The sequence below is a fragment of the Marinobacter santoriniensis NKSG1 genome, assembly GCF_000347775.1.
Lineage (GTDB): Bacteria > Pseudomonadota > Gammaproteobacteria > Pseudomonadales > Oleiphilaceae > Marinobacter > Marinobacter santoriniensis.
Genome location: NZ_APAT01000021.1, coordinates 23,688 through 36,298, shown reverse-complemented (window position 1 = coordinate 36,298; position 12,611 = coordinate 23,688). Strand labels below are relative to the sequence as shown.

At 60.5% G+C, this 12,611-nt stretch carries 8 protein-coding genes; 1 reads left to right on the top strand and 7 read right to left on the bottom strand.

Annotated features, from left to right (window positions below; all coding sequences use genetic code 11):
• Positions 1-60 precede the first annotated feature (60 nt).
• Positions 61-309, top strand: a complete 249-nt coding sequence (locus tag MSNKSG1_RS13535; protein WP_008939847.1) for a CDGSH iron-sulfur domain-containing protein — start codon at positions 61-63, stop codon at positions 307-309.
• Here MSNKSG1_RS13535 and MSNKSG1_RS13530 read toward each other — a convergent pair.
• From MSNKSG1_RS13530 to MSNKSG1_RS13500, 7 genes are all read right to left on the bottom strand, one after another.
• Positions 306-1,307 (bottom strand): PAS domain-containing protein, encoded by a 1,002-nt coding sequence (locus MSNKSG1_RS13530; RefSeq protein ID WP_008939846.1) that lies wholly within the window; start codon positions 1,305-1,307, stop codon positions 306-308. The genes MSNKSG1_RS13535 and MSNKSG1_RS13530 overlap by 4 nt on opposite strands.
• Before the next feature lie 79 nt (positions 1,308-1,386).
• A complete protein-coding gene (znuB, locus tag MSNKSG1_RS13525) occupies positions 1,387-2,196 on the bottom strand; it encodes a zinc ABC transporter permease subunit ZnuB (protein ID WP_008939845.1) in 810 nt (269 codons plus the stop codon).
• Positions 2,183-2,971 carry a zinc ABC transporter ATP-binding protein ZnuC gene (znuC, locus tag MSNKSG1_RS13520; RefSeq protein ID WP_008939844.1) on the bottom strand — a complete coding sequence of 263 codons (789 nt, stop codon included), beginning with the start codon at positions 2,969-2,971 and terminating at the stop codon, positions 2,183-2,185. Before znuC ends, znuB begins: the two co-directional genes overlap by 14 nt.
• A complete protein-coding gene (locus MSNKSG1_RS13515) occupies positions 2,964-3,455 on the bottom strand; it encodes a Fur family transcriptional regulator (RefSeq protein WP_008939843.1) in 492 nt (163 codons plus the stop codon). The genes znuC and MSNKSG1_RS13515 overlap by 8 nt, the downstream gene beginning before the upstream one ends.
• Positions 3,456-3,524: 69 nt before the next feature.
• On the bottom strand, positions 3,525-3,986 hold the full coding sequence (locus tag MSNKSG1_RS13510) for a chemotaxis protein CheW (protein WP_008939842.1): 462 nt from the start codon (positions 3,984-3,986) through the stop codon (positions 3,525-3,527).
• Positions 3,987-3,997: 11 nt separating this feature from the next.
• Entirely contained in the window at positions 3,998-5,050 is a 1,053-nt protein-coding gene (locus MSNKSG1_RS13505; protein WP_008939841.1) for a chemotaxis protein CheB, read from the bottom strand.
• On the bottom strand, positions 5,050-12,603 hold the full coding sequence (locus MSNKSG1_RS13500; protein WP_008939840.1) for an Hpt domain-containing protein: 7,554 nt from the start codon (positions 12,601-12,603) through the stop codon (positions 5,050-5,052). Before MSNKSG1_RS13500 ends, MSNKSG1_RS13505 begins: the two co-directional genes overlap by 1 nt.
• Between the last annotated feature and the right edge of the window lie 8 nt (positions 12,604-12,611).

Sequence of the window (12,611 nt, the reverse complement as noted above, 5' to 3'; positions counted from 1 at the left end):
AAAGGGCCATGAGGTGGACTGCTATACTGGTTCGATATCAATGGCGAACCGGGAGGAGTCATGTCCGACGAACAGCCTGTCATTGCCAAGCCCAGCCCATACGCGATTGAGGTTGAGGGTGGCCGGAACTACCTATGGTGCGCCTGCGGGCGCAGTGACAATCAGCCCTTCTGTGATGGCTCCCATAAGGGAACCTCATTCACTCCGGTCAAATACACTGCGGAAAAGACCGAATGGCTCTGGTTCTGCGGATGTAAACGGACGGGTTCCTCACCGCTATGTGATGGCACCCACAAAGCTCTGGATTAACCAGAGTCGTGGGCTCCGGGCGTTGCATTGAGCCGGTAGCCGGTCAGCCCATGGAGGGGATCTGTGAGTGCCTTGATCCGGATCGTGGCTGGCAAACCTCGCTCGTCATGTCGATGGATCAATATCAGATCGATCCGTTCAGACTGTCGTTCCTGTCGTGAAGCGACGAGTGTTTTTTCAAAATTGTCCCGGAACTCCGGCCGGATCAGCTCCACAAACCGGCGGCCGGTCAGGTCGCTGGGCGCCTCCTGAAGCAGATCGGCGCTTTGAGCGGATACGAATCCGATGACACCGTGCTCGTCCAGCTCACAGACCATGGCGCCGGAGAGCGACACCAGATCCCGGCTGCGCTCCTCACTCTCGTTCAGTGCCTGCCTGAGAACATTTTTCTCGACCTGTAGTGTCGAAATTCGTTGTTGAGCCGTAGCGGACAGGGACTGCAGTTCACGGAGGCTGCGGGATTGGCGATGGAGTCGTCGACACAGCAGTAATGAAAGGCAGGCGGCTGCCGCACTGATCATCAGGCCCACCAGCCAGATGGTCGCGCTGGCTTCACGGGCCGCCTCGCCGAGCAGTGGTTGGTTCGGCACGGTCGTCACCATCCAGTCTTGTCCCGCCGGCTGGATTTCCGTGCGCAGGGTTCTGGTGGGATCCAGTTGTCCGTTCACGCCGATCTGAAGCAACGGCACTTTGGTGTGTCGTTGCAGTGTGTCGATTCTCAGGCCCAGTCCAGCGGGCAGGGCATTATCGAACAGCGTTGGCAACCAGCTCGAGGGCGGTGTTCCCTCTTCAAGGTAGTCAGGGGCGATGGCGAGCACTCGATTGACCAGCGCCTGATGCTCGGCCTGGTAGCGGGCTTCGGCAAGCTGACGGGCCTGTTCCGCCTCGGTTCGGGCGGCGCCGGCAGTCACAGTCAGGCCCCCGACAAGAATGACCAGGGGGATCCACAGGTCGGGCCACAAGCCGGTCTGCTTGCTCCTGTCTGAACGGCTTTCCATGCGTTTGCTCCCTGGAGGCAGATCCTCTCACCCTTCAATTTCCTTACCTTAAACCAGCCGTTGATGGAGTGAAAGATAATCAGGCGGCTTTTCGGGTGGTGCCGTAGGTGAACAGGAACGCCAGAAAGGCGGTCACCACCACCGACGGACCCGCTGGCGTATCCAGGTACCAGGACAGGGTCAGGCCGCCGCCAACCGCAAGGCATCCGAACGCGATCGCCAGGAAAACCATGTGTTCGGGTGTGCGCGCCAGACGTCGCGCCGTCGCGGCGGGAATGATGAGAAGCGCGGTAATGAGCAGCACACCGACCATCTTCATGGCGACTGCGATCACCAGTGAAAACATCAGCATCAGCACCAGGCGCAGTTTCTCGACCGGTACGCCTTCCACCCGGGCCAGCTCCTCGTGAATGGTACTCATCAGAAGACCGTCCCAGAGTTTGATCAGCAGCAGGATCACGATGCCGGCACCCAGGTAGATCCACAACAGATCCTGGCGGCTCATGGCCAGCAGGTCGCCGAACAGCAATCCGGTCAGGTCCACTCTCACGTGTGGCATGAAGCTCAGGACCACCAGACCGATGGCGAGGGCGCTGTGGGCAAGAATGCCCAGCAGGGTGTCGGTGGCCAGGGCGCGGGTGCGGCTGAGACTGACCAGTACCAGAGCCAGGACGATGCAGACGATCATGACTCCGAGATTCAGGGGCAGGCTGAACAGGAAACTCAGGGCAATGCCGAGCAACGCCGAGTGGGCAAGGGTGTCGCCAAAATAGGCCATCCGGCGCCAGACCACGAAACAGCCCAGGGGGCCGGCGACCAGGGCGATTCCCAGCCCGCCCAGAAGCGCCCGCCAGAAAAAATCATTCAACACGGAATCAATGATGGTCATGGTTGCAGTGAGCTCCGTGAGCAGCAGGCTCAGCCGCCTTCCGGGAAACAACGTCGCCGTGCAGGTCGTGGCTGTGATTATGGTGGTGGTGATAGACGGCGAGCGACTCTGCGACCGAATGGCCGAAGGTGTCGATAAATGCCGGATCGTGGGAAATATCAGCGGGAAAGCCGCTGCAGCACACATGCTGGTTGAGGCAGATCACTTTGTCGGTGGCGGCCATGACCAGATGCAGATCGTGGGAGATCATGATGACGCCACAATTGAGTTCATCCCGCAATTCGCGAATCAGGTTGTACAGGGCTGCCTGTCCATTGATGTCCACACCTTGAGCGGGTTCGTCCAGGACCAGCAGATCCGGTCGCCGGACGAGTGCTCTTGCCAGCAACAGGCGTTGTCTCTCTCCGCCGGACAGGTGATGGATTTCAGAAGCCATCAGGTGGCCGATGCCGGTCCGCTCCAGTGCCCTCCGGCACTCCGCCTCTGGTTGCCCGCTCAGGGCCATGAATCGACCGACGTGGAGTGGCAGTGTCGGTTCGATTTGCAATTGCTGGGGAACGTATCCGATCACCAGACCGGGCGCCCGTTCGACGGTCCCTTCCGTTACCGCTTGCAGTCCGACCAGAGCCTTGATCAGGGTTGTCTTGCCCGCACCATTGGGGCCGATGATGGTGAAAATATCACCGCGGTGTACGCTCAGATTGACATGCTGAACGGCCGGTCGACCATCAAACCGGACCGAAACATTCTCGAGCCGGACCAGAGGATCAGTCATGCCTGCCTCCCGGCTGACATCTCGGGCAGAGTCCGGCGATTTCCAGCGTTGTTTCCTCCGGCAGGAAGCCCTGGGCCTGCGCCGCTTCGGTAATGACTCCGGATACCTCAGGGGAGGCCAGTTCCAGAACCGTGCGGCATTGACGACAGATCAGGAACATTCCGCTGTGATGCTCGCCGGCATGGGTGCAACCCACGAATGCATTAAGCGACGCGATGCGGTGGACCAGGCCATGTTGCTGAAGAAAGTCGAGGGCGCGATAAACCGTTGGCGGAGCCGCATTCTGTCCGTCTTTGGCCAACTCGGCGAGGACGTCATAGGCGCCGAGGGGCTTGTGGGACTGCCAGATCAGTTCCAGTACCCGTTGCCGGATCGGAGTCAGTCGGGCGTTTTGCTGGCGGCAGACGGAGCGGGCATGCTCGAGTGCGTGGGTAACACAGACCTTGTGATCATGCGGACGGTAGGCAAGGGCGCGGCTGGCCATGGTGGAACTCCGGGAAATTTTGAAACATTATAACATTTCCCGGAGGCGGAGCCATCGCCATTGTCATTCTTAGCGATGGGACTCGTGGGCAAGGGTCTCCAGATATTCAAGGTTCGGAATCCAGGCGGATTCCCCTTCCACTTCAACCTTCATCAGGTCGGCCGGTCCGGTTTCGGCCTCAACCCGATGGACTTCGGCCTCGGACAGTCGTGACTGGCTCGGAATACCCTGGGTGACCAGCGCCATGAAGGGCGTCTCCTGATGGTGTTCGCCAATAGTATTGAGCACAACGATCCGTCCACGATTGTCTCCGGGGACCGTCAGGCTCTCACCGTTGGCAGCGTCGTAGGAGATCACCGGCAGTTCCAGTCCACGCCAGTTGAGATAACCCACCAGCCAGTCCGGTGTCTTGGAGCCGGCGTCTTCGCTGGCGTAATCCACTACCTCGGCGATCGAGACGTTCGGGAGGAGCAGTTGCCGCCCGCTCACGGGAATCATGACGCAGGAGAGAATGTGGCTGTTATCGTTCATCGCTTCTGTCCTCAGGCGGAATCGCGTTTCTGCCGACCTTTGATCAGGCAGGATTCTTCAATGGTTTTGACCAGTTCTTTTGCCAACTCTTCGGGGGTTCCGCTAAAGCTGCTGCACCCGGTTGCGGCGACGGAATCGGGCATGGAGCTGTTGCCACAGCTGTTGCTTTCCTGAACCCAGATCCGGCTGCCAAAGGCTCTCAGCATGGGCGCGGCGATCGCGCCGTCATTGCCCATGCCGGAAAAGAGAATAGCATGGCAACGCTTGCCGTAATGATCGGCCACATTGAGCAGAACCTGATCGATCGAGGGGCCATAGGGGCCGGGCCAGGGACTGTTTATCTCGGTCAGGCATCCGGTGCTGTCGATTTTCCATTCCCTTTCGACGGGCATCATGACCACGTCGCCGTTCCTGACCCGATAACCTTCTTCAGCCGCCTTCAATGTGTAATGGGCGTGTCGACCGAGCACACGGGTCAGCACATTGGCGAAATTGCCATCAATGTGCTGGGCGTAGACGAAGCCCACCGGCAGTCCCGGTGGCAGATTGTCGAGAAAGGTTTTTACCGCTGCAGGACCGCCCAGCGAGGCGCCGAGAATCCAGATTTCCTCGGCAATGGAACCGGGTACCGCCGGCGGAATCCATTGTGGCAGCGAGGGTGCGTCGGTTTTCGCCGGCGTCTGTTCCTCGAGTTGCTCGAGGCTGTCCTCTGAATCCAGTTCCTCAAGATGTCCGAGCTGCTGTTCAAGCTTGCTCAGCAGGCGACGTTCCCAGCGAAAGTAATCCGTACTGCCGGGACGGGGCGCCTGGTCGACACCGAACAATACCGGTGCGTCAGTGTTCTCCAGCAGGTGGTCGAACAGCACCGGGTGGTCGGCTTCATCTTCCAGTGTTACCAGCCACAGGCTGGCTTCGGGGAATTCGGGGTAATCCTGCAGTCGCTCCGGATCGCCGGAAAAGCAGATCTCCAGACCAAACTTGGCCGTGGCCCCCTGCAACCGGTGTCGCTGGAGGACCACGTCCGATACGATCCCGACCCTGGGCCGGCCAGACTGGCCGGCCATCACTCGGTCCCGGTCAGCCGTTTGATGGTGTCAAGCAACTCGGTTTCCTGGAACGGCTTGCCAAGGTACTCGTTGACACCAATGGCGAGGGCACGCTCCCGGTGCTTCTCCCCCGTCCGTGAGGTGATCATGCAAATCGGGGTCTCCCGCAGGTTGTCGTCGTGGCGGACAAAACTGGCCACCTCGAAACCGTCCATCCGCGGCATTTCGATATCCAGCAGGATAATGTCCGGCTTGTGGTCCTGAAGCTGGGCCACCGCATCCAGACCATCCTTGGCGGTGATGACTTCCATCCCGTTCCGTTCCAGCAGGCGGGAGGTAACCTTGCGGACGGTGACCGAGTCGTCCACCACCATGACGGTCGTGACCTGCTGTTCGTAACGCGCGGCTTCGCGGGCTTTCTCCAGGCTCGCCAGACGCTGGCGTTCGGACAGGATGTCGGAACGGATCATGGCCGGCAGGTCGAGAATCACCACCACGTTACCGTCACCCAGAATGGTGGCACCGGAAACGCCCCGGACGGAACTGAACTGGGGCCCGAGGGACTTGACCACGATTTCCCGGCTGCCCATCAGACTGTCTACCTGAAGGGCCATGGGCTGTTCCGCGCCACGCACCAGAATCACCGGCAGTGGCAGAGCCTGCCCCTGCAGCTTCGGTTGATGGTCACTGTTCAGCAGGCTACCGAGATACTGGAGCCGGTATTCCTGGCCCGCGTATTCGTACATCGGTGCCTTCGGCTTGTAGTACTCCTCCAGCTCGTACGTGCTGACCCGCACGATACCTTCGATGGTATTCAGCGGGATCGCGTAGAAGTCTTCGCCGGTGGACACCATCAGGGCCCGGTTCACGGACACCGTGAATGGCAGGCGGACGGTGAAGGTCGTGCCCTGGCCCAGGACCGAATCAATGTCGAGGCTGCCGCCAAGCTGTTTGATTTCGCTGGCGACCACATCCATGCCGACACCGCGACCGGAGATCTGGGTGACCTTTTCGGCGGTCGAGAAGCCAGGCTGAAGGATGAACTGCAGGATTTCCCGTTCGCTCAGTTCTTCATCTTCCCGCAACATGCCCTGTCGGATTGCCTTGTCGCGAATGACCGATGAGGGGATGCCCTTGCCGTCGTCAATCATGCGCAGGACCACGTCGCCGCCTTCACGGGTGAGCGACAGGGTGACCTCGCCGGTTTCAGGCTTGCCGGCCTTCTTACGGTCTTCCGGTGTCTCGATGCCATGGTCGAGTGCGTTGCGAAGCATGTGTTCCAGCGGAGCTACCATGCGCTCCAGGATGTTCCGGTCCATTTCGCCTTCGGCGTTCCGGACATCAAAATCCACCTTCTTGGCCAATTCTCCGCTGATCTGCCGTACGATCCGGCGAAGGCGCGGCACCATCGAGGCAAACGGAACCATCCGGGTCTTCATCAGACCTTCCTGAAGCTCCGTATTGATCCGCGACTGCTGCACCAGCAGGGTTTCAGTATCGCGCACCCGATCGGACATGGTTTCCCGCAGGTCCGCAAGGTCCGAGGACGATTCGGTCAATGCCCGTGACAACTGCTGGATCGACGAGTAACGGTCCATTTCCAGCGGGTCAAAGTCATCGCCATAGTCCGGGCCGTGTTCCTGCTCGGCGCGGAACAGAATCTGGGCCTCGGTTTCAATTTCCATACGCCGCAGCTGTTCCCGGAGACGTTCGATCGTCGCCGCCATTTCCTCCAGCGTGTGTCCGAAATCACTGGTCTGCTGCTCGAGACGGCCACGCGTAATACTGGTTTCACCGGCAAGGTTGACCAGTTCGTCCAGCAAAGGCGCCGATACGCGGATGGTTTCCTGGACCCGTTGCACTTCCGGCGCTTTCTTCCGGGGTTGTGCCGGTGATTTTGCCTCGGGCTTTTTCGGCTCCGCCACGGCGGGAGCGGCCGGCTTTTCAGAGGGTGTCGGAGCCTTTGTTTCCGGCTCAGGGACTGCCTCTGCCTTGGGTTCTTCCGCCGGTACCGCCGGACTGGCCGGTGTGGATTCGACGCCTTCGTATCGCTGGCGAATGCGGTTCACCAGCTCGATAATCGCGTCGTGATCCCCCGTGATGGCCTGCCACTGTGCTTCGTCAGGCGTGTTGCCACCCAGATCGATCAAACGGGTCTCGAACGCATGGGCCTTGTCGCCCAGCTCAGTCAGCTGCGCCAGACGTGCACCACCTTTGAGAGTATGCAGCGCCCGTTGTGCTTCCTGATTGAAGTGATGGTTACCGGCATCCTTGCGCCAGTCGTCCAGCAGCTGCTCCAGCTGATCCATGATCTCGCCGGCTTCCTCAAGGAAGATTTCCAGCACTTCAGGATCGACCGGTTCCGCTGCAGCCCCGGAATCGGTTTCGGCAGACTCTGCCTGTTCCGGGCCAGCGGATTCGCCGGCCTGGCGGAACGCGTCCGCCAGTTCCGATGCGGTCTCGGGCGTGTTGCCTTCTTCCAGTGTCTCAAGCATGGACTTGAGGTGGGCATTGGCGCGCTCGCTCAGGGCCAGCAGCGCCTGCTGGTTGTTGGCACCGCCAATGAGCGGATCCAGAGCGTCGGACCAGACTTCCGCGAGGTCCGCGATGGCATCGACGTCAGACAGGCGTGCGCCGCCCTTGAGGGTATGCAGCTCCTGCTGGAGCCGGGTAACGCCGGACAGTTCGTCGGGTTCATCCTTCCACTGTGCCAGGCATTCGCTGATCGCCTCGTGTATTTCCAGGCCTTCGTCCAGGAAAATGCCGATCAGATCGTCGTCACTGGCGGTCTGCAGGGTTTCGTTCAGCGTGGGTTCGGCGGCGTCCGGAGTTTCAGCCGATGTCTGCGGGGCTTCGCCCCGAACGATGGCCTCCACCTGGGCCACCAGATCCGTTGCGGGCGGGCAGGGTTTCTGGGTCGCAACCTGCGCTACCATTTGCGCCAGCCGGTCATGGCAGGCAAAAAGCAGGTCGGTCATGTCTTCAGATGCCGCCAGTCGGCCGTCTGCCACTCTCTCGAAAAGGTCTTCGAGTACGTGGCTGAGATCCCCGATGGCCTCGACGCCTGCCATTCTGGCGCCACCCTTGAGCGTATGAACATCACGCTGAAGCTCCCCGGCGACGGTGGTGTCAGACGGATTCTCGCTCCAGGTATGCAGGGCGCTGCCGGTCGAATTGATCAGGTCATAGGCTTCTTCCAGGAAGATACCAACCAGTTCCGGGTCCAGATGGGACAGGTCCGGTGCCGACTCGGCCGCCGGCTCCTCCCCGGTCTCGATATCCCGGTTGTCGTCGTCGCTCTCGACCGGCGCTTCCTCCGGGACATCCGGCTCAGATTCGGCCTCGGCTTCACGAACGTCGGTAATCGTCCGGGAGCCCTGCGCGTTGTCCATGTAGCTTCGGATTTCGCCAATCAGGTCCGGCGCCGGTCTCGGAGGCTCGCTGGCTTCGAGGGCTTCGATCATGCCGGCGAGGCGATCGTGACACCGGAACAGCAGGTCGGACAGCTGATCATTCACCGAAAGCCGTTGTTCGGTCAGACCTTCAAAAAGATTTTCCAGCTCATGGGACAGATCGCCCACAGCCGGAATGTCAGCCAGTCGCGCGCCTCCCTTGAGCGTATGCAGATCCCGCTGGAGCAGGCGCAGAATGTCCAGGTTGGCGGTATCTTCGCTCCAGTTATGCAGTGCATCGGCGCTGCTGTCGACCAGTTCCCGGGCTTCCTCCAGGAAAATTTCCGCCAGCTCCTGGTCCAGCTCTTCGTCGGATTCGCTGGTTTCCGGCAGGGGTGGGGGTTCCACGGACTCCGAGGTGGGTTCCGGTGTTGCCGGCGATTCGAGCTCGTCCATATCGAAGCTCAGATCGATTTCTTCCAGATCGCCGGTAAACTCCTGCTCGAACGCATCCGGTTCTTCCGGAGAGGCGTCCGGTTGGTCCTCAGCCGTTTCTGTCGCCGGTTCTGCCAGCGTTTCCAGCTGGGCCAGCAGGCTATCGTCAGATTCGGTGGCCAGGCCGGCAGCGACCTGGTCCATCATGTTGATCAGTTGCTCGTGGGCGTCACCCACAATCTTGAAAAAGGCCTCGTCCGGAACCCTGGTCTGATCCGCTTTGGCGGCATAGACATCCCTCAGTGCGCCGGCCAGCGCCGACACATCCGGTAGACCGGCGTCTGCTGCTCCCAGCGTCAGCTGGTCGAGTTCGTCGCGCAATTGACTCAGTGCACCGGTTTCAGACGGGTTCTCGGCCCAGCGTCCCAGGATGCGCTCGGCATCAAGAACAATGTCCAGGCCTTCGTTCAGGAACAGGAGAACCAGTTGGGATTCTTCCTGCCGGGCCGGTTCATCGGTATCCGGCTCAACGCCAGCGTGGAGTGTGGTTTCCGAAAGCTGTTCCAGTCTGGTGAGGAATTCATCGGTTCCCTCGAGGGGAGCCTGGGGATTCTCACGGATCTGTGCCAATCCCTGGGTCAGGAACGTACAGGCCTGCTGAATCAGTTCGAGAACGTTGCGATCGGCCCGTTTGTTCTGGGCACGGGATTCCTTGACGAACCGCTCCAGCGGTGTGATGACACGGGCCATCGGTTCGATGCCGGCAGTATGTGCGCTGCCCTTGAGGGTATGCAGTGCCCGGGACAGGTCATCGGTGTAGGACACGGACGTCTTGTCGCCGGCAGCCGCGAGGTAATCTTCCAGCGTCGCCAGATGGGTTTCGGTTTCACTCTGGAAAATATCCAGCAGAACCGGGTCGACCTCGGAATCGTCCAGGTCTTCAGGAGTCTCTTCGGTCGTTTCTTCAGTGACGGCCTCGGGAGCGATCGGTGGTGGCACCTCCGCGCTCGGCATATCGCTGGCATCCGGAATTTCGCCGTTGGCCAGTGCTTTGGCCCTGGCCTCGAGAGCGGAGGTGTCCACGGAGGGTGCGCGACGTTTTTCGAAATCTTCCACCAGGTCCGGCAGGGTGCCGGTGACATCTTCGAGTAACCGTGCGATGTCATCATTCATGAAAATGCTGCCGTCGATGATCCGGTTCAGCATGTTTTCGACCGACCAGGCCAGTTCACCCACGACGGAAGCGCCGACCATGCGCCCGCTGCCCTTGAGGGTGTGGAACGCGCGCCGGACTTCTGCCAGTGCGCTCCGGTCGTCGTGCTGGCGCAGCAGCATGGGCAGGTATTCGCGAATGGTATCGAGTACCTCGCCTGCTTCCTCGATAAAGATCTCAAGGATTTCATCGTCGATCAGGTCGTCATCGTCTTCCGCAGCCTGATCCGCGACCACCGATGTTTCGGTTTCGGTAGCCGGGACTTCGGGCTCGACGGCCTCTACCGGGATTTCCTCCGGCGATCCGGACACTTCGGGAGACGGTTCGGTGTCTGCCCGGCGAGTATCCGCCATGGCTTCCGCCCGCTGGATCAAGGCCTGCACATCGCCGTCGGCATGCCCGTCCTGGAATTCCCGGATGAGTGCGGGAATCCGGGTGTTCACTTCGTCGATGAGCGTAAAGAGGTCATCGGTGGGCTTGATGGTCTGGTCAATCACCCGGTTCAGCAGGTTCTCGATGGACCAGGCGAGTTCGCCGATGCTGGTGGCGCCCACAAGCCGGCCACTGCCCTTGAGGGTGTGGAATGCTCGGCGGACCTCGGTCAGTGCTTCGCGATCGTCGTGATCCTGACGGAGACGAGGGTAGTATTCGTGGATGGTTTCAAGTACTTCGCCGGCTTCCTCGACGAAAATGCCCAGGATTTCGTCGTCCAGCAGTTCGTCGTCCGAGCCTTTGCTGGAGCTGGTTTCGTGGGCGGGCTCCGGCGTGGTTTCTTCCAGGGTCGGCAGTTCCGGTTCTTCGGAGTCGGCCTGCCAGGTGGGCTCGCTACCAATGGGGAAGCCGAGCGAGGCGAGGCTGTCTTCGGCCACCTTGAGCACGCCATCATTTTCTCCGATCCCTTCGGCGAGTCGCTCAAGATAGTACTCGATACTGGTTACGGCGTCCGCGAGGGTGTCGAGCTGCTTCCAGTCGGGCACCTGCTTTCCGCCCAGCAGAACGTCGGTAATATAGCGCTCGGCGGAAGCGAGCATATCGGCCACGTGATCGAGCGGAATCAGGCTCAGGCCACCACGGATGCTGTGTAGCAGGCCCGGGACATGCTCGATTTCGCGGGTGTCCCATTGGGACGCAATGAAGTTCACAATAGAGGATTTGACCTGCTCGAGCGTGTTCCGGGATTCCCGAAGCAGTGCCGAGCTGGCTTCCCCGAATTCCCGGGAACCAGGATGGAGTCCATCGTTGCCCGATGCCTCGCCGCCCTGCTGATCGGTCTGCCGGTCGGTATCAAGGCCGGTCAGACTTCCTTCGACGTAAAGGAGGGCACCGGCAATGTCCATCAGTGTGCCATCGTCGACCAGATCGGTCTGGGCCGAGAGTTTCTCCACCAGTTCGATCTGTTCACTCACCACTCGCCGGGGAATGCCCAATCCAAGAACTGCCAGCGTGTTGGCCACCTGGCGCAACCCGGGCAGCAGTTCTTCAAGCTCGCTGTTCTGGCGCTGTTCTGACCGGACAAAGAGGTCCAGCTGATCCTTGAGTTTAGCCAGCTCTTCATTCAGGGCGCTGACCACGGAATGGATGGCTTCCCGGCCGGGGCCGGACACGCGGGTGCGGGCAGCGTCGACATCGTCAACGGACGGAAGCGCTTCGTTAAGCTGGTAATCGTTTCGAATGGCCGTCACCTGAGGGGAGTCGAGATCCCGGGCGCGGGCCACGTAATAGAGCAGGTGTTTAAGCAACGCTTCGGCCGCCGGTTCCTGCAGGATGGTGGCGTGTTCATCAATGAGGCGACGAATCTCGCTGTCTAGTTCTCGGAGCAGCGATTTGACGGCCGCGTTTACCGGATTCACCTGCGCCTGCAGGGTTTCAATAAAGGCTCCGGCTGCTTTCCACAGTTCGCCCTGCGGGGTTTTCTGGCATAAACGGATCAGGCGCGCGACGACCTTTTGCAGGTAATCGAACTGGGCTGCCAGGTCTTCCTCCCGTACTACGCCAACCAGAGCAAACTGGTACATCTGGCGGAGCTTCCGGACATGACCCAGAACCTTTGGATCCTGCAGTCTTTGAGCGGACTTGCTGTTGACCCGGATCTGCGCCCGGCTCAGGTCCGGCTTGAACAGAGAAGTGTCCGAAAGCAGGGATTCGCCGCGAGCGGCGCGAAGGTCGTTCAGCAATGGGAGCAATACCATCGGGAAATCATCCCGGCTGGTAGTCAGGTGCTCCAGGTACTGGGGCAGTTGCAGAATCGCCTGCATCAGCACATCGACCGCTTCGTCGACGTTGGTGACAGATTCGTTGAGGAGGGCCTGGGTGAGCTTTTCCATCTCCTCGGTGAGCAGGGCTGCACCGTACAGCTCCACCATCTGAAGGGTGCCATGGACCTGGTGAAGGTAATTCAGGCAGAAGCGCAGGCGCGCGGTGTCGTCACGGTTCTCGACATACGCTTCTAGGGCATGCTGGCCCTGGGTCAGCGTGTCCTGTATTTCGCCCCGAACCCAGTCCAGGGCGATGCTGTCATGGTGATTGCCCATAACCACTC